Origin of the sequence: uncultured Adlercreutzia sp. (assembly GCF_958431955.1) — a bacterium.
Taxonomy (GTDB): domain Bacteria; phylum Actinomycetota; class Coriobacteriia; order Coriobacteriales; family Eggerthellaceae; genus Adlercreutzia.
Window position 1 is genome coordinate 233648 of sequence record NZ_CAUASN010000001.1, and the last position, 18339, is coordinate 251986.

Below are 18339 nucleotides of genomic sequence, written 5' to 3' on the forward strand. Positions count from 1 at the left end.
AGCGGCTTTTCCGTTGGGGGAATTATAGCAGGGCCGCAACAAGGGGTTTACAGCGTGGGGAAGTGATCGGCGTGCGCCGCGGGAGCCTTCCATAATGGTGAGCGGGAAGGTCGCGCATGGGACCGCTGCGCGCATGGCGCCGGCTGCGGTAGACAGGCGCGCCCCCGCGGCGCGGCTGAGCGCGTGGTAGTTCCGCGTCCCAAGGCGAAAGGAGGCATGGTGGAAATACTCGAGCTGGCCCTTGTCGTGCTGGCCTGCGTTATAGGCTCGGCCGTTTTATGCCAGGTGGTGCCCCGCCTCTCGCTTCCGCTCGTGCAGATTGCCGTGGGCTGCGCGGTGGCGCTTTTCGTGCCGGCCATCCACGACGTGCACATCTCTTCCGAGCTGTTCCTCGTGCTGTTCATCGCGCCGCTTCTGTTCAACGAGGCGCGCAACACCGAGCCGCGGGAGCTGTGGGAGAACAAGGGCGCCATCCTATCGCTGGCAGTGGGGCTCGTGCTGCTCACCGTGCTCGTGGTGGGCTTCGTGCTGAACTGGTTCGTGCCTTCCATCCCGCTTGCCGCCGCCTTCGCGTGCGCTGCGGCCCTCGCCCCCACCGACGCGGCGGCCGTGGGCGCTCTCGCCTCGTCGGTCAGCCTGAAGAAGCGCCAGTCCACGCTGCTGTCCGGCGAGTCGCTCATCAACGACGCCTCGGGCGTGGTGGCCTTCCAGTTCGCCAGCGCGGCGGCGCTCACCGGCGCGTTCTCGGCGCTCGACGCCGGGGCGGAGTTCGCGCGGCTGTTCTTCGGCGGCATCGCGGTGGGCGCGGCCCTGGGGTTTGCCGGCCGCGCGGCGGCGCGCCTGCTGCGCCGGGGCGGCTACGAGAGCACCACCACCAACGTGCTCTACGAGGTGTTCTCGCCCTTCTTCGTGTTTCTCTTCGCCGAATGGGTCTCCACGAGCGGCATTTTGGCCGTGGTGGCCGCGGGCCTCGTGATGGCCGAGCGCCAGCCCCGTCTCACCTCCTCGGCCGCCGCCCAGCGCCAGATCGTCTCCAATGGGTTCTGGCGCATCATCGTGTTCCTCATCAACTCCGTCGTGTTCACGCTGCTGGGCATGGAGCTGCCCCAGGCCTTCACGCCGGCCATCGCCGACCGCTTCTCGCCGCTGTTCCTGCTCGGGGTGGTCGCCCTGGTCACCGTGCTCATCATGGGGTGCCGATTCGTCTGGGTGCTGGTGATGGAGATCGTCCACCGCGTGGCCCTGCGCCGCCGACGCGGCCGCAAGGGCGGCAAACGGGCCCGGCGTGCCTCGAAGCTGGAGACGGTGGAGACCAACCAGCCCACGCCCACGCCGCACCTGCGGCAGCGGCGCCCCCATTGGCGCGAGCGCGTGGGCAGCCTCGTGCGCAACGCCCTCGTGCTTACGGTGGGCGGCCCCAAGGGCGCGGTCACGCTCTCGATCATCTTCACGCTGCCCCTTGCCATGAACGATGGCACAACGCCCTTCCCCGAGCGCGACCTCATCGTGTTCCTCACGGCGAGCGTCATCCTGTGCACCCTGCTTCTGGCCGACGGGCTGCTGCCACGGCTGGCCCCGCGCGATGCCGACAACGCGAGCGACGAGGAGCTGCGCCGCGCCACCATGCGGGTGCTTGAGGGCACCCTGCGCGAGCTGCAGGCCATGCTGGACGACGAGGCCGATTCCCGCTACGACCCGGCCCTGCGCCTAACCATCGCCCAGTACCGCATCCGGCTCATCCACGAGCGCGAGGCCTCAAGCGACGGCTGCGGCCGCAAGCTCGACGAGCTTTCCCAGGCCGTGCGCGAAGTGCAGCAGAAGAAGGCCGACGAGCTGCAGGACGCCGCCGGGCTCAGCGTGAACGTCAGCACGCCCTACTACGCTGCCCTGCGCCGCATCCGCCGCTCCATCGGCTACGACGGGACCGACGTGAACGTGGGCTCGCGCTTCAGGAGCCTGCGCGGCCGGGCGGCCCTTTTGTGGCAGCGCACGAAGCCCGACGGCGTGGAGACCGACCAGGACGAGCGCGTCTACTACGACACCTGCCTGTTCGCCATCCAGCTGGAGCACGCGGCCATCGACTACCTGCAAGACGTCATCGCCCAGGACGACGAGCGCAAGAAGCCGGCCACCGTGCTTCTGGAAGAGCACCGCATGGCCTTAAACTCGCTGTGGAACCGCATCAACTACGGCCAGGACGTGAAGCAGACCGACCGCCCCGACATCACCATCGGCCCCCACGCGTCGCTGCCGAAGGGCATGGAACCCCTGTTCGGCAAGCAGTTCGCCGAGGCCGCGCGCTATGCCGACGAGGTAGACGCCGACGCGCTCACCATCGAGCTCGACCAGATTCGCCACCTGCTGGAGCACGGCGAGATAACGTTGCCCGTCGCCAACGAGCTGCGCCAGCGCGTCTACGTGCTCCAGATGAGCCTGGGGGCTTAAGCGCTGCTCCAAGGGGGCCGCGCCGGACGTCCCAGCTCTCAGGCGCCGTAGAGCCTCTTGCGGGTGCGGTCGTGGGGGAAGGTGAGGATGACGCGGGTGCCCGTGCCCTCCTCGCTGGCGAGGCCCACGTGCAGCCCCATGGAGGCGCACAAGCTGGCCACCAGGTACAGTCCCATGCCGGTGGCCGAGCCGTGCGCGCGGCCCACTTGGCCGGTGAACCCGCGCTCGAACACCCGGGGCACGTCGGCGGCCGGAATGCCGCAGCCGTCGTCGCGCACCTCGAGCACGGTGCGCCCGCGCGAGGTGCCTCCCTCCTCCTCCCGGGCCGTGAACTCGATGCGGCCGGCACCGTACTTCGCGGCGTTCGTCACGATCTGCCCCAGGATGAACACGAGCCACGGCTCGTCGGCGAGCACCGTCATGCCCTCGGGAATGTCGAAGGACGGCAGCGCCCCGCGCTCGATGAGGAAGCGGGTGTTGCGCTTGCACGCCTCACGTGCCGCTGCGCCCAAGTCCACCTCGCGGATGGCGTAGTCGCGCTCCACCGAGGTCGACCGCGCGTAGTAGAGCGCCTGGTCAACCTGGGCCTCGATGCGCTCCAGCTCGCGGGCGATCTTCGCCGACTGGGCGCTCGGCTCTCCGGCGAGCATGAGCTTCACTGCGGCAATGGGCGTCTTCGTCTCGTGGATCCACAGCTCGATATAGCGGCGGTAGGCGGCGGCCTCCTCCTGCAGCCCCTCGGTTTCCTCGTCAGCCAGCTGGGCTATGCGGGCCGCCGTCTCGTAGGCGATCTGGCCTTCCAGGAAGGAGGGCTCGGCGATGAGCGCGGGCAGCACCCGGGCCTGGCGCAGCGAGGCGAGCAGGCCGCGCAGCTCGCGGTAGAAGGCGGCCTTGCGCCGATAGTCCAAGAAGGCGGCGGCCACGGCCAACAGGGTGAGGATGTCGGCCACGAGCAGCACACCCGACGTGGTCACGCCCAGCGCGGGCAGGATGAGCACGAGGCTCACGAGGCCGAGCACGAGCGCCGCCAGCCCCAGCGCGTTGTCGCGCACGTAGGCGGCCGGGGTGAAGGCGGCGAAGTCGTCGGGGGAGAGATCCGTCTCCGCCGGGGCGAGGCGCGTCTGCCCGCTCATACGGCGTAGCCCACGCCGCGGCGGGTGACGAGGAAGTCGTCGGGCACACCGAGGGAGGCGAGGGTCTTGCGCAGGCGGTTCACGTTCACCGTGAGGGTATTGTCGTCGATGAACGCGTCGGATTCCCACAGCGCGCACATGATCTCGCTGCGGGGCACCACCACGCCCGGGTTGCGCATGAGCGTCTGCAGGATGCGCAGCTCGTTGCGGGTGAGCTCGGCGGTCTTTCCCGCGAAGGTCACGGTGCCGGCGCCTATGTTCAGCGTCACGCCCTTGTGGCGCACCACCATGTCCGCCGCCGGCGAGGCGCTCCGGCGCAAAAGCGCCTGCAAATGCGCGAGCAGCACGGCGGGCCGGTAGGGCTTCACCACATAGTCGTCGGCCCCCAGGTTCATGGCCATCACCTCGTCGAACTCGCTTTCCGAGGAGGTGAGCATGAGGATGGGCACGTCGCTTTGGGCGCGCACGTCGCGGCAGATGCTGTGCCCGTCGGCGCCGGGCAGCTTCAGGTCCAGCACGATGCAGTCCGGCTCGGCGACCAGCGCCCGCGCGGCTGTGTCGGCCCAGGTGCCCTCGTAGGCGGCCACGGCGTAGCCGGAGAGCTCCAGCACATGCGCGAGCTCGGCGCGCAGGGTCGCGTCGTCTTCGATAAGGTAAATGCGCTGAGCCATGGGGTCTCCTTCGCCGTCGTATGTCTCGGCCCATTGTAGCGCTTCGCCCCGCGCGCCCTGCCTACGAAAGCGCAGTCTTACAAGAGGGTAAGGAAGGGGAGCTGGGTGCCTGCGACGCGGTGGAGGACATCGAGTTCGCCGCCGTCTGGGGACGGGGCCACACCATGGCCGAACGCACGGGCGAGGCGACGGCCAACTTCATCGCCTGGGTGGGCGAGAAGGCACAGCAGGACGAACCCGAAAAAACCTTCTGCGCAAGCGCCCTGCCTCACGGCGGGGCGCTTTCATTATTCATGGTTGAGTATAAAGAAGAGTTGCTCGAGGATGGTGTATACTTCCCCTCATGGCTGGAGTGAGGGAATACAAGGTGCAACGCAGGGACATGCCGCTGGTGATCGGCCTTGCCGTGCTGTGGTTCTCCTTGCAGGCGTCGCCCTATTACCCCCTCGTCATGTCGCCCTTCTTCCAAGACGCCGATATTGCGGCTGTTTCGTTGAACCACATGGTGTACGCGGTGGCCTTAACGGCGGCCTGCGTAGTCCTCATGGTGCTTTTGCGGCGTGCGCCCGTGCGCGCGTGGCTGCACTCGTCGCGGCTGCCGGTCCTGTGCGCGGCTTTGGGGGCGGTGGCGTCGTTGGTGATGTACGGCGCTCCCGTAGCGGGGGATACCTGGACCTTCCTCGCGCCGGCAGTGCCCCTGGTCACGCGCTGCGCCTCGGTGGTGGTGGCCCTGTACGTGGCCGCTTGCTGCATGGCCTTCCTCGGTCGCCTGTGTGCCTACGATACGCGAACGGTGGTTGTCGCCCTCGGTCTTTCCTACGTGCTGTTCAGCATCGTCTTCCTGGCACTGACGCTGCTTGATGAGCGCGCGCTGTCCCTGTGCTTGGCGCTGTGCCCGCTGGTGGCCTTGGGGTGTCTGCTGATCGGCGCCCGCATGGATGAGGCTGCCGGCGCTTCGGAGGAGGGCGCGCCGACTCCCGCGGCAACTGCCGCGCCCGTTGCAAGTGCGGTGCCTGCCGGGCGCGTGGCCTGGTTATCGCTGCCGTGGGGATTCATCGTGCTGTGCGTGGCGTTCATCTACTTCGGCGTGACGTCGGTGCGCGTGTTCACGGCTATGGGCATCGGCCTTGCGCAGATGGGCACGTTGAACGTGGCCGCCCATGTGCTGACCGCTGTCGTCAGCGCGGCGCTGGTGGCGGCCTTTGCCGCTGGATTGGTGCGCAAGGGCATCGTCTTGTCGAACTTCATCTCCATTGTGGCCTTGGTGGCCCTGCTGTACATGGGATCGCTTCTGGTGGTGACCTTGGGCGACCCGGCGGGCGTGTACGTGCTCGTGGGCAAGCGGGTGCTGGTGGCCGCAGAGCACAGCGCCGAGGTGCTGCTGCTCATGGCGCTGCTGACCGAGGCGGTGCACCGTCGCATGGCCCCGTGGCTGCTGATCGGCGCCTACGGCATCGTCGTGTGCGCTGGGCCTCAGTTCTTCGCGCTGGATGTGCTGTATGCTACCGGCGTGCTGGGCGTGCTGGCGGAAATGCCGCTGACCACCCCGCTGGCGGCGGTGGGGGCGTTCGCCATTGCAGCGGCAGCCATCGTGCTGCTCGTGGCCCATTCCCGCGACAACGCCGCTCAGGCCTCGGCCCAGGGCGATACCTGGCAGACCGATCTCTGCCGCCAGGCCACCGTTTCCTACGACATTACGCCGCGCGAGTTCGACGTGGTGGTATACACCTATCGCGGCTATTCGGCGAGGAAGATCGCCGAGACGCTGCTTGTGTCGGAGTCCACCGTGAAGGCCCACCTGTCCCACTGCTATCGCAAGCTCGGCATCCATACCAAGCAAGAGCTCATAGCCTTGGTCGATAGTTACCGCATTCGTTAGTTTCATAGATCTGAACTGGTCTTTGACCGTTTCGTATGAGGAATGTGCCTCAAATTTGCTCGTTTCGGATGATGCGTGATTTCCCCTTCTTTCCCATGATGAACCCCGAGGCGACCGTGCGAGGAGAAGCCGGCCGCCGTTTAACGGGAGAGCGATGCCGCATTGCACGGCCAGCGGGGCCGGCGGTATCGCGAGGTTCGCAAGAACAGAGGAAGGACGGGTATATGTCAGAAGTGAAAGCTGATGCCTACTCCGACGGATTGTCGCGCCGCGACTTCCTGCGCGCCGGCGGTATCACCGCGGGCGGTCTCGGCATGATGGCCGCGCTCGGCGGCTGCGCGCCCCAGGAGAGCGCCCCCGCCGCGGCCGACGACGACCTCGCCACGACCGGCGAGGAGCGCGTGACCACCGAGCTGCCCATTCCGGCGGCTGCCGCGCCCGAGAAGACCGTCTACGACTGCGACGTGCTGGTTATCGGCGGCGGCTTCGCCGGTTTGAACGCGGCCATGGCCGCCAAGGACGCCGGTGCTTCGGTTGTCATGGTTGACAAGGGCCAGCCCGGCTACTCGGGTCTCACCCCCTGGCCGAGCTCGCACCGCTGGTTCGATCCCGACATGGGCGACGACGCCGACGCCTTCATGACGGCCATCACCATGGGCGGTGAGTATCTGGTGAACCGCGATTGGTACCAGATGTGGATCGACCACTCCAAGGAGGCCTACCAGCGTCTGGCCGACTGGGGTCTGATGGATCGCTTCGACCGTTGCGCCGATACCGAGTATTGGAACGACCTGGACATTCAGGGCTACTACGATGCCAACGCCTCGGTTGATCGCCACGCCCGCTGGCTGCCCCTCATTCAGGACGCCGGCATCGAGGTGGCCACCTACACCATGGTGGTCGACGTGGCCCGCGACGGCGACGCGGTGTGCGGCGCCGTGGGATTCCACGTGCCGAGCGGCACCGTGGTCACCTTCAACGCGAAGTCGGTGGTCATGGCCATGGGCGGCGGTTGCTACAAGCCCACGGGCTATCCCGTCGGCGGCAACACCTTCGACGGCGAGTACATCGCCTACAACCTTGGTCTGCCCATCGCCAACAAGGAGTTCGACGACTTCCATGTGACGACCTCCTACGCCTCGGGCAACTCGTTTGCGAACAACCAGTGGGACTGGCTGGAGAACATCTGGCTGTGCGGCGGCGACATCACGGCCGATACGGCCGAGAGCTACGCCACCAGCAAGGAGAAGGCCATGGTCGTGGCCCGCGTGTCGGGCACCATCAACGGCCTGGCGGTGAACGACGGCACGAACATCGAGGACCAGGCGGCCGCCGACATCGGGCGCCGCGGCGGTTCCCTGTCGGGTCGCGATGACGATATCCGCATCGGCAAGATGCTGTCTCCCAAGCCGAAGGCCGATTGCTACGGTGCTGCCGTGGGCATGCAGTCCCATTTCTCCGCCGGCGTGTTCTGCGGCTTGGACGACCTCGAGGGCGCCACGGGCATCCCGGGTCTGTGGGTGGCCGGCGACGGCATCAACGGCTGTGCCGTGACGGGTTCGGCCTACCCCGTGGGCGTGGGCTTCACCTCGAACTTCACCTCCATCCAGGGCGATGTGGCCGGCAAGGCCGCCGCTGCCTACGCCGCCTCCGCCGCGACGTCGGGCCAGGTGCCTGCCGATGTGGTCGAGGCTGTGACCGCCGAGATCGAGGCGCCGCTGTCCCAGGAGAAGGGCTTCTCGCCCGACTGGGCCCGCGACGAGCTGCTCGGCATCATGAGCCCCTTCTGGGTGCTCGTTGACAAGAGCGAGCCGGCCCTGAACGCGGCGCTCACCCAGGTGCTCCAGATGCGCGACAAGGTGGTGCCGAAGCTGCAGGCCACCAACTCGCATCAGCAGCGTCTGTGCCTGGAAGTGAAGCATAAGGTGCTCTCCGCCGAGATGAAGCTGCGCGCGAGCCTCGAGCGCCAGGAGAGCCGCGGTGCGCACTACCGCAGCGACTTCCCCTATCGCGACGACGACAACTTCCTGTGCTACATCACCATCACCAAGGGCGACGACGGCGCCATGGTCATCGACCGCGTGCCGCTGAAGTCCGAGTGGGTGGGCGATACGAGCGTCGACTACGCAACCCGCTACGCGGTGCGCTTCCCGGGCGAGGCCAAGGCCAAGGGCCTGCCCGAGGAAGAGAAGTCCGGCGGCTGGAACTAGGAAGAAGGAAGGAGAACTCATATGAGCGTCGTTCGCTATGATCTGAACAAGTGCATCGGTTGCCAGCACTGCGTGACCGTGTGCCCCATGGACGTGTTCCGCTTCGATGCCGACAACATGAAGTCGGTCATCGCCTACCCCGAGAACTGCCAGAGCTGCGGTCAGTGCTACATGGGCTGCCAGGGCCGCTCCCTCGAGATGTCCTACTACCAGACCTCGCTGGCCACGGCGGCCGCCCGCGCGGCGGTTCCCGACACGGTGACGCCGGAGCTGGTGAAGGAAGCCACCATCGCCCAGCCCGAGAAGTCGGCCGAGGAGGCCGCGGCCAAGGAGGCCGGCGGCGAAGGCGGCGAGTCGGGCGGCTGGAGCGGCTCGAAGTAAGCTGGCTCCGCGCTCTGCAGGCCTGGGTGTCACCGCCGATAGGGGGCAACCGAGCCTTAAGGCGCGCAGGGGGCACTGGTCCCCGTGATCTACCGAGAGAGGGCCGACCTTCGGGTCGGTCCTTTTTTGCGTGCGCGGAGCTATTGCTCCCACTGGTTCACGAAGTCGATGGCCTCCTGCTTGGAATGAACGCCCAGCTTCTCGTAGAGATGTTGCACGTGGGCGCGCAAGGTGCCGTGGGCGATCACGAGGGCCGCCTCCATTTCCGCGAACGACTTGCCCTCGGCCATGAGGGCGAGCACCTCCTCCTCCCGGTGCGTGAGGCCGTACTGCCGCGCAATAAGGGTGCAGCGGTACATGCGGTCTTGCAGGTAGTCGCGTACGGCGATGGGTTGCGCGTCGTCGTCGTGCGGGGCGCGACGGAACGCCTTGATGCCCCAGGTGGCCGTGAAGGGGTTCTCGGTGAGCAGGAACAGGCAGGCGGCCATCACGGCCAGGGCCACGCCAGCCAGCACGCCATCGGCGAGGGAAAGTTGGCCGGCCAGGGCCATCTCCCGCAGCCAGTTTCCAAACTGTCCGCTGGGGGCCGTCAGCACGATGGCGGCAGCCTGCACGATGCCGAAGAGCCATTCAGCGCGGGCATGGTAGCTGAAGCAGATGTTACTCAAGGTGCACAGCACGAACAGCATGAACCCGTAGTATCCGATGCTGATGAGCAGTTTGCCGGCGCCCCAGCCTCCATCTGGCCCTTGGACGCCGCACCAGAGCAGTGCCGCCATGGCGAGCAGTCCCGATATTTTGGCGATGGCCGTGGCCTCAATCCGCAGGAACAGCGTGAGAGCCGCTGCGAGGGCGGCCAGGCCTGCCAAAAGGCGTCCCAGCTCGCTGGGCACCATGGCGTTTCCCTCGAAGTGGGTCACAATGCCGAAGGCCACCGTGAAAGCGGCTACCAGCACGATGGGCCGCCACGGCACGCGCCACTGCACCGGCCCCTCCTCGACGGAGCTGTCGGCGCGGGGCAGCCGGCTGCTCAGGTGCAGCAGCGCGCATGATACGCCCGGCAGCAGCAGAAGGGCGGCGAAGAAAGCGGGGGTGCCCAGGGCATCCACCACGAAATAGATGCAGGCGCCCAGTGCGAAGGAACCGCTGTAGGCGATGAGGGCCGTCTTCGGGGGATGGGCGCTTATCTGGTTCGCCCACATGAGGAACAGACCCACCGTTGCCGCGCTGTAGCAGACGATGGCGGCCGCATCCAGGGCGAACAAGCCCCAGGTTGCGGCAGCGAATTCCAAAAGGGGAAACAGTATGCTCAGAACGCCGCAGCCAATGAACACCGGCCGCGTCCACAGAGTGCGCTCGGTGCGGTGGGCGAGCACGGCGACAAAGAGGTATCCCAGGGCGGTGAGCGCTGACAGCAGGAAGAGCCGCCCGATGGGGGAGGAGAGGGCCGCGATGTCCAGCTCGATCTCCAGCGAGACGGCCAGCGAGCTCCATGCGGTGAACACGCCGAAGCCGAGGAGGCGCGACGGGAAGAGCTCGACGCCCCGTGCGGGAGAGGCGCTCTGCGCGCCGGTATCAGCGGTCGTGTGCTCCATGGCGAAGGTTTCCTCCCGAGTCCTTTGCATTCCCGCAAGGGGCGTTGCCGTTGTCGTGGATGCCATTGTACCAAGAGCATCGCCGCGAAATGCCGAGCGCGGTTTTTTCGCGCCTCGTGAGGGCTGCGAGCCGTTTTCCCTTATGAGGAGAGGGTGCCTAGAAAACTAGACTTCCTCTCAGCGGAGAAAAATAGGCGCATGCAGACGGGAAATAGGCCGCAAAGTAGTCCTTCCGAGGCGCGGCGGTGCCCTATGGTGCGTCGTGGCGGCGCAAGGGATGCCGCCGAGTAACTTCGACCTAATGGAGGGACAACATGATGGAGAGCATCTCGCGACGCAACGCACTGAAGATGGGCGCCGGGGCCGTGGCCGCCGCTGCCGTGGCGGGCCTTGCCGGCTGCGCGCCGAAGACCCCCGCCGAGGCTGAGGCCGCTTCCGGGAACGCCGCGGCCGCCACGACCGCCGGCACGCGCTACACCAAGGCCGACAACAGCGACGAGATCGGCATCGTGCACGATGCCGCAAGCGAGGAGGACTTCGACGTCGTCGTGGTGGGCGCGGGCATGGCCGGCGTCGTATGCGCCATGGTGGCCGCCGAGCAGGCCCCGGATGCCAAGATCCTCCTGACGGAGGCCCAGGGCATCTGCGGCGGCGGCACGAACTTCGCCGAGCAGCCCGACATGCCGGCCCAGGGCAGCGACTGGATCACCGCCATGCAGGCCGCCGACGCCGAGGCAGCCACGTCCCACTTCGTGAAGGACGCCCGCCTCATCGCCGAGCGCGCCTACGACATCGGCCGCAACAGCGCCTGGATGTTCAAGAAGCACGCCGTGCCGCTGACCATCAAGAACATGGCGCGCCTGCAGCAGACCCTCGCCTCCTTCGAGGCCGGCGAGCCCATCACCCGCTGGAACGGCCTGGCCGGCTACGAGGGCGGCAACGGCTCGCTCACCATCCAGCGCCTCACGGGAGAGATCGACTCCGATCCGACGTACCAGAACGTCGAGATTCGCCTGAACACCCGCGGCTCGGCCCTGCTGCTCGACGGCGACGACGAGACGAAGGTCGTGGGCGTGCAGGTCATTGACGAGGGCGGCGATTACGTGAACCTGAACGCCAAGGCCGTGGTGCTCGCCTGCGGCGGCATGTCGAACAACCTTGAGCTTCTGCAGAACTACAGCAACCAGGAGCTTACGCACTGCTACTCCGTCGAGCAGAACCACTTCGGCGATGGCTTCCTCATGGCCGAGCAGACGGCTCACGGCCGCTGCAAGACCATCGCGTTGTCCAGCATGCAGGGCGCGGTGAACGGCATGCACTATCAATCGTGGCTGAATCTGGCGGTGGGCCAGACCCCCACGGCCCTGTTCGTGAACCAGGAGGGCACGCGCTTCGCCGACGAGAACCTCTACCGCATCACCGACCAGCCCGACCTCGACAACATCAACCGCAGCAAGCTCGTCGAGGGGCAGGGTGCCGTGTACTCCATTCTCGGCTCCAACCTGCTCGACTACTACAAGGAGAACAAGCTGCCGGGCATGACCATGAGCTTCTACGGCGACGGTCAGGACGAGCGCCCCTACGATCTGGACGCCGATTTGGAGGAGTACGCCGATCTGGACACCGTGTTCAAGGGCGACACCCTGGAGGAGCTGGCCGAGGCCATGGGCGTGCCGGCCGATGCCCTCGTGGAGACGGTGACCACCTACGACGCCGATGCGGCGGCCGGTGCCGACAGCGCCTTCGCTAAGGACGCGGAGTACCTCGTGGCTATCGGCGATGCCCCCTACTACGGCTTCAAGCTGAGTTCGCTCATCGTGAACACCAACGGCGGCGTGCGCGTCGATCACGACTGCCGCGTGGTCGATCAGGACTACAACCCCATCGAGGGCCTCTACGCCGCGGGCCTCACGGTGTCGGGCTTCGTGTCCGATGTGTACGAGACCGGCAACTGCCAGTGCGTGTCCATCTGGAGCGGCAGCAAGGCCGCCCGCAGCCTCGTGGAGCAGTGCCTGGGCGGCACCGTGGCCGACGACTGGTTCGGCGATGCCGAGTGGAACAACGCCACCGACCTGCCGGTGTTCGCCAACCAGGACGACTACGACGCCTTCGTGGCCGGTAACGCCACCGCTTAAGGCTTCCTTCGCGCTCAACGGCGCGGTCGCCGAGGGTTCTGCACAGATTCCTCGGCGATGCGCCTCGCCTTGCATTTCCCGGAAGCCGCGCTCCCTCCCTGCGGCTCCTCTTCGGCCGCCCCTGCCCGGGGCGGCCCTCGCTTTTCCGGGCGCCATCCGGCAGGCCGATGCGCATCGCGCATGCCGAGGCTGGTGGCGCGGTCGCGTCACCTCGGCTTCAAACCTTAAGAATTGCCGAGCATTTGCCTGGGGCTTGCGGAAGTGGGGTAGTATGGTCACCGTATGTTTTGGGGTGAAAGGACGACCATGAGAGACATGCCCGCAAACCAGCTGAATCCGCGCATCAAGAACGTGTGGCGCATCAGCGACGCCATCTGGATCATCATCGCCTTCGCGTGCTGCTTCGCCCCCTTCGCCATCATCGGCGCCGTCGCGCCTGAAGAGGAGTGGGCGAGTTTTGTGGCCCTCGTAGTAGCGGTGGTGTTCGCGGTGCTGTTCATCGTGTGCGTTATTGCGCTGCCGCCCATCCGCTACGCCCGCTGGCGCTACGAGCTGACGCCCGACTACCTGGACATCGCCCGGGGCATCTTCTGGCGCAAGCGTTTCATCATCCCGTTCATCCGCGTGCAGAACACCGATACGCGCCAGGGGCCGGTGCTGCGCGCCTTCGGGCTCTCCAGCGTGACCGTGGCCACGGCGGCCGGCGAGCACGAGATTCCCGGGCTGGCCAACGAGGAGGCCGACGTGCTGCGCGACCGTGCGGCCGAGCTTGCCCGTCTGGCCCGAGAGGACGTGTAATGGGTGCCCCGCAGCAGCCGGGCGTGCCGCCCGCATCCCAGCAGCCGCCGGCGCCCGTGCAGCCCGCGGCGCAGCCTGTGCCCCCGTCCGGCCCAGCCGTGCCCCCGCCCGATCCCGTACGGCATCACGTGCACCACAGCTACATTTGGCTGGAAAGCCTGCGCACCCTCGTGATCGTGGGGCTCGTCCTCGTCGTGGGGAACTTCTCCACGATTGCCGGCGTTGTAGCCGATGGCGGCCTGGGCGGCTTTCCTGCGGGAATTGCCCTTGCGCTCGTGGCCGGCGGCACGCTCGTGCTCATCCTCGTGGTGTTCGGCATCGTGGCGGTCACGCGGGTTGTCGGCTACAAGCACCTCTACTTCACCGTGGGGCCCTACGAGTTCACGCTGTACTCGGGTATCTTCAACAAGAAGCAGGCCCACGTGCCCTACCAGCGCGTGCAGTCGGTGGATCAGCGCGCCACGCTGCTCCAGCGCATCTTCGGCGTGTGCACGGTGTCCATCGATACGGCCGGCGGCGCCGCGAACAGCGCGGTGATCGTGCCCTACCTGACCAAGCAGCAGGCGGAATGGCTGCGCACCGAGCTGTACGAGCGCAAGGCCTCCCTCGCGCGCCTGGATGCCTTCCATGCCGCCGAGGCCGCCGCGAAGGCCGAGGGGCGGCCCTTCCCGCCAGCGACTGCGGGCGCATCTGACGTGCCGGCTGCTCCCGGCATCTCCGCCGCGGCCGCCGCGCCGGCTCCCGGCGTTCCCGTCGCCGCACCCGCCACGGCTCCCGGCAACGTGCTCGACATCGGAGCTGCGGCTTGGGACGAGGTGGGCGGCGTGTTCGCGGGGGGCGCGGTGGATACCGGTCGCGTCACCTTCGAGTACGGACTCACCAACAAGGAGCTCTTCCTCACGGGGCTGTCGGGTACCACCTCGGCCGGCCTTATCTTGGCCGGTCTCATCGTCGGCGTGCTGCAACTCGTGGGCACCGCCTTCGACCTGTTCGGGAACGCCGCCAATACGGTGGTGGAAGGCGCGGTGAGCTATGTGGCCTCCGAGGCCACCGGTTACGTCGCCGGCATTGTGGCCGTTGCGGTCATCGTCGTCGTGCTCGTGCTGTGGCTGTTGTCGGCCGTGGGCACCTGCATCAGCTACGGCGGCTTCAAGGCGCGCCGCCGCGCCGGGCGTATTGAGGTGGAGTACGGCCTGCTTCAGCATACCTTCCAGGGTATCGACGTGGACCGCGTGCAGTCGGTCGTCGTCAAGCAGAGCTTCATCCGGCGCCTCTTCGGCTACTGCGAGCTGTCCCTCGGTAAGATCGATGCCGTCCAGGGCGAGGAGGCCCAAAAGCAGCAGAGCACGCTGGCCCAACAGGGCGTCATCGTGCATCCCTTCGTGAAGATGAGCCGTGTGCCCGAGATCCTGGCCGGCCTCATCCCCGAGTTCGCCGACTTGCCGTGCGAGTCCAAGCCGGTGGCGAAGGTGGCGCTGCGCCGTGCGCTCGTGCGCCGCTGCATCATCCAGGGCGGCGGCTTCTGGCTGGCGCTGCTGGCCGCGGCCGGCATCGTCCTCATAAACGGCCTGGTGGGCGCAGCCGACGCGGGCACCCTCGTCTTCGACGACTACGACGACGCGGTCATGCTGGGCCTCGCCTACACCTACGGGCGCGGCGTGCTCGTGGCCCTGATCGCCCTGGCCGCCGTGCTCCTCGTCATCGACGCGGTGGGGGCGGTGCTGTGGGCCCGCGAGTCGAGCTTCGCCTACAACCGCCGCTTCATGCAGGTGAGCAACGGCGGCCTCTCGCGCACCACGGTCAGCTTCCCGCGCCAGAAGATCCAGTTCGCCTGCGCGCGCAGCAACCCGCTCCAGCGCCGTGCGGGCACGCGCACGCTTCTGGCCACCACGGCCGCTGGCACGGGCGGCACCACCACCTCGCTCATCGACGTGGGCGTGGAAGATGCCGCAGCCTGGCTCGACTGGATGAAGCCCGGCGGCAATCGATGATCATCGGGGGCGGCTTTGAGCCGCCCTCTCTCTTTCCCGAGGGAAGTATGGTAAAGTACCCGCCATGACGAAGACAGATGACACCACCCCCAAAGCCGGCTTCCTGGAGTTTCTGAAGCCGGGTCGCCGCGAGAGCGTGTCCGAGGATGAGATCAAGGACATGGTCGCCGACAACAAAGAGCTGCTCGACGACGAGAAGCGCATGATCAACGACATCCTCGATCTGGCCGACATGACGGTGCGCGAGATCATGAAGCCCCGTGTGGACATGATCATGGCCGAGGACGTGGAGCCGGCGCGCACGGCGCTGGACCGCATGCGCGGCACGGGCTACTCCCGCCTGCCCGTGTACCACGAGGAAGTGGACGACGTCATCGGCATCGTGAACTACAAGGACCTCATCGGCCCGCTCATGGACGGCCGCATCGAGGGCCCTGTGTCCGACTTCATGTTCGAGCCGCTCTACGTGCCCGAGACCAAGAACGTGCTGGCGCTGCTCTCGGAGCTTCAGGCCGCGCGCATGCAGATGGCCATCGTGGTGGACGAGTACGGCGGCACCGACGGGCTCATCACCATGGAGGACATCGTAGAGGAGATCGTGGGCGAGATCGCCGACGAGACCGACCGCGACCGCGAGCTCGTAAGCGCCGTCGGCCCCGATCAGTGGCGCTGCGACGGGCGCTTCCCCGTGGAGGACGCCATGGAGCTCGGTTGGCCTTTGGAGGAGTCCGACGACTACGAGACCGTGGCCGGCTGGCTTATCCACACCTTCGATTTCGTGCCGAAGGTGGGCGACGAGTTCGTGGTGGACGGCTTCTCCTTCAAGGTGGAGAAGATGCGCCGCAGCCGCATCTCGGTCATCCGCGTGCGCAAGCTTTCCGATGAGGAAGCGAGTTGTGGAGAGGCCTCCTCAACTAACTGATCGTCAATACATCGGCAGGCTTCCAATACCACCTGCAGGAATGTTTCCGGCGGCGTTTGTCAAGCGAACAAAACGTGAACATCGGCCGTTGCCGTTTTTGCCCTCGGTGCCAACTAAGGTAAAATAGCCGAGTCGAAAACAGCATAGCGCAGACATCTTGCAGCAAACCACCCACCCTAATACAACACGCTGCTGCCGCTCCCGCGGTCGGATTCGTGCTGTCATGAAAGGAAGCAAGTGGTTACTCGCCGTAAGCATAGCCATCGGGGCGCCGTCGTTCTGACGATGGTCGCCGCCTGCGTGCTGTCGATGGCCGCCGTGGGCTTCCTGGGCTTCGATTGGGCGTCCGCCGGTTCCCAGGACGCGAACGCCACCACCTTCGGCCTCGATCGCCTCAGCTCGGAGAACCGCCCCGAGGGCGAGGTCTCCCCCGATACCGTGCAGGACAAGTCGGCCGCCGAGATGCTGGCCGTGGAGGATGTGGCCGAGGCCGCCTCCCTGCAGACCGCCTCGTCGCGCGACGTGAGCGCCGGCGTCGACGAGATCGCCGCCGAGGAAGAGGCCGCCCGCATCGCCGCCGAGGAAGCGGCCCGCGCTGCCGAGGCCGAGGCCATCGCCCGCGCCGACGCCACCCGCTCCCGCTACTACACCGCCTTCGGCTCGCTGCCCGCCGGCGACGTCGACTTCTCCGTGGGCCGCGACGCGTTCATCGCCGAGTGGACCGAGCGCATCGACAACTACCTGTTCGGCAGCCCCCTCGCGGGCCACGGCTCCACCTTCGCCGAGGCCGCCTGGGAGGCGGGCATCGACCCGCGCTGGTCGCCGGCCATCTCCAACACCGAGTCCACCAAGGGCCGCGTGTGCTTCAAGTCCCACAACGCCTGGGGCTGGGATCAGACGAACTGGCCCGATTGGGACACCGCCATCCGCGCCCACGTGGCCGGCCTGGCGCGCGGCTACGGCTTCACCATCAGCTACTCCTACGCGATGCGCTACTGCCCGCCCAATTATGACAACTGGTACAGAGATACGCTCAACCAGATGTCGCTCATCTAGGAATATGGGAAAATGCCCTCGGGCATTTTCTTTTATATAGAGGGAGGAAGCGCGAATTATGAGCAACGTCATCGTCGTGGGATGCGGGCGCGTGGGCTCGCAGCTGGCGAACATGCTCTCCGACAACGGCAGCAACGTCTGCGTCATCGACAAGAACGCCGACGCCTTCGCGAATCTGGGCCGCAACTTCAACGGCAGCACCGTCCAGGGCGTCGGCTTCGACGAGGACGTGCTCTTGCGGGCCGGCGTGGAGGAATGCGACGTGCTGGCCGCCGTCACCCAGTTCGACAACGCGAACCTCATGTGCGCCGAGGTGGCCAACCACCTGTTCGGCGTGCCCCATGTCATCTCGCGCCTGTACAACCCCGACCACGAGCGCGCCTACATGCAGCTCGGCATCGACTACGTGTGCGGCACGTCGCTCGTGGCCGAGGACGTGTTCTCGAAGATCGTGTCGGGCCACGGCTCGCATATCGACACCTTCGGCGAGTTCGAGGTGCTGCGCTTCACCCTGGACCTCTCCAGCCGCGACAACGCCCGCACCATCCGCGCCTCCGAGCTGGAGCGCGACCACGAGGTGCGCATCATCGCCTTCGAGCGGGCCGACGGCTCGGCCTCCTCCATTCCCACGCCCGACTCGCTGCTCTACGCCGGCGACTCGCTGCTCGCCTGCGTGCGCCACGACGTCATCACGCAGTTCTCGCGTTACATCCTCGATTAAGGAAGCACCATGTACGTTGTTATCGCCGGCGGCGGAAAAATCGGCTCCTACCTGGCCTCCACTCTGCTGAAAAGCGGCAACGAGGTGGCCGTCATCGAGCAGAAGCTGGCCACGGCCGACCGCCTGTCGATGTCGTTGGAGGGGCGCTACCTGGTCATCCAGGGCGACGGCTGCGACTCGCGCTACCAGGAGGACGCCGGCATCCGCGGCGCCGACGTGTTCGTGTCCACCACCGGCCAGGACGACTCGAACCTCGTGTCCTGCGAGATCGCCCAGCGCGTGTTCCACGTGCCGCGCTGCATCGCCCGCGTGAACAACCCGAAGAACCTGCGCATCTTCCGCGAGGTGGGCATCGAGTGCGTGTCGTCCACCACGCTCATCGCGAACCTCATCGAGGAGGAG

Annotated in this window: 15 protein-coding genes; 12 read left to right on the top strand and 3 right to left on the bottom strand. The window is 66.9% G+C overall.

All coding sequences use genetic code 11. The annotated features are described in order from the left end of the window. Positions 1-219 precede the first annotated feature (219 nt). Positions 220-2445 carry a sodium:proton antiporter gene (locus Q5064_RS00960; RefSeq protein ID WP_302961489.1) on the top strand — a complete coding sequence of 742 codons (2226 nt, stop codon included), beginning with the start codon at positions 220-222 and terminating at the stop codon, positions 2443-2445. A gap of 38 nt (positions 2446-2483) precedes the next feature. Here the strand turns inward: Q5064_RS00960 and Q5064_RS00965 are convergent, their stop codons facing one another. Further along, entirely contained in the window at positions 2484-3578 is a 1095-nt protein-coding gene (locus Q5064_RS00965) for a HAMP domain-containing sensor histidine kinase (protein WP_302961491.1), read from the bottom strand. Next, the gene (locus tag Q5064_RS00970) at positions 3575-4249 is read right to left on the bottom strand and encodes a response regulator transcription factor (protein ID WP_302961493.1); all 675 of its coding nucleotides are present in this window, start codon (positions 4247-4249) and stop codon (positions 3575-3577) included. The genes Q5064_RS00965 and Q5064_RS00970 overlap by 4 nt, the downstream gene beginning before the upstream one ends. Positions 4250-4413: 164 nt before the next feature. Between Q5064_RS00970 and Q5064_RS00975 the strand changes: the two genes are divergently transcribed. From Q5064_RS00975 to Q5064_RS00990, 4 genes are all read left to right on the top strand, one after another. Continuing rightward, the gene (locus tag Q5064_RS00975) at positions 4414-4605 is read left to right on the top strand and encodes a hypothetical protein (protein WP_302961495.1); all 192 of its coding nucleotides are present in this window, start codon (positions 4414-4416) and stop codon (positions 4603-4605) included. A 26-nt stretch (positions 4606-4631) separates the two neighbouring features. Then, the gene (locus Q5064_RS00980) at positions 4632-6128 is read left to right on the top strand and encodes a helix-turn-helix domain-containing protein (protein WP_302961496.1); all 1497 of its coding nucleotides are present in this window, start codon (positions 4632-4634) and stop codon (positions 6126-6128) included. Between the two features lie 224 nt (positions 6129-6352). Then, positions 6353-8338, top strand: coding sequence for an FAD-dependent oxidoreductase (locus tag Q5064_RS00985; protein WP_302961498.1), 1986 nt, complete (start codon positions 6353-6355; stop codon positions 8336-8338). 21 nt (positions 8339-8359) lie between these two features. Continuing rightward, a complete protein-coding gene (locus Q5064_RS00990; protein WP_302961500.1) occupies positions 8360-8719 on the top strand; it encodes a ferredoxin family protein in 360 nt (119 codons plus the stop codon). A 140-nt stretch (positions 8720-8859) separates the two neighbouring features. On the opposite strand, the gene Q5064_RS00995 is transcribed toward Q5064_RS00990, so the two are convergent. Further along, a complete protein-coding gene (locus Q5064_RS00995; RefSeq protein ID WP_302961502.1) occupies positions 8860-10314 on the bottom strand; it encodes a helix-turn-helix transcriptional regulator in 1455 nt (484 codons plus the stop codon). Between the two features lie 314 nt (positions 10315-10628). On the opposite strand from Q5064_RS00995, the gene Q5064_RS01000 reads away from it, so the two are divergent. From Q5064_RS01000 to Q5064_RS01030, 7 genes are all read left to right on the top strand, one after another. Next, entirely contained in the window at positions 10629-12449 is a 1821-nt protein-coding gene (locus Q5064_RS01000; RefSeq protein ID WP_302961504.1) for an FAD-binding protein, read from the top strand. Between the two features lie 306 nt (positions 12450-12755). Next, positions 12756-13247 carry a PH domain-containing protein gene (locus tag Q5064_RS01005; protein WP_302961505.1) on the top strand — a complete coding sequence of 164 codons (492 nt, stop codon included), beginning with the start codon at positions 12756-12758 and terminating at the stop codon, positions 13245-13247. Beyond that, entirely contained in the window at positions 13247-15238 is a 1992-nt protein-coding gene (locus Q5064_RS01010; RefSeq protein ID WP_302961507.1) for a PH domain-containing protein, read from the top strand. Before Q5064_RS01005 ends, Q5064_RS01010 begins: the two co-directional genes overlap by 1 nt. Before the next feature lie 64 nt (positions 15239-15302). After that, entirely contained in the window at positions 15303-16160 is an 858-nt protein-coding gene (locus tag Q5064_RS01015; protein ID WP_302961508.1) for a hemolysin family protein, read from the top strand. Between the two features lie 237 nt (positions 16161-16397). After that, positions 16398-17216 carry a CMP-2-keto-3-deoxyoctulosonic acid synthetase gene (locus tag Q5064_RS01020; RefSeq protein ID WP_302961510.1) on the top strand — a complete coding sequence of 273 codons (819 nt, stop codon included), beginning with the start codon at positions 16398-16400 and terminating at the stop codon, positions 17214-17216. Positions 17217-17274: 58 nt separating this feature from the next. Continuing rightward, positions 17275-17937, top strand: a complete 663-nt coding sequence (locus tag Q5064_RS01025; RefSeq protein WP_302961512.1) for a TrkA family potassium uptake protein — start codon at positions 17275-17277, stop codon at positions 17935-17937. Positions 17938-17946: 9 nt separating this feature from the next. Further along, the coding region (locus tag Q5064_RS01030; protein ID WP_302961514.1) for a TrkA family potassium uptake protein at positions 17947-18339 on the top strand (393 nt) is incomplete at its 3' end.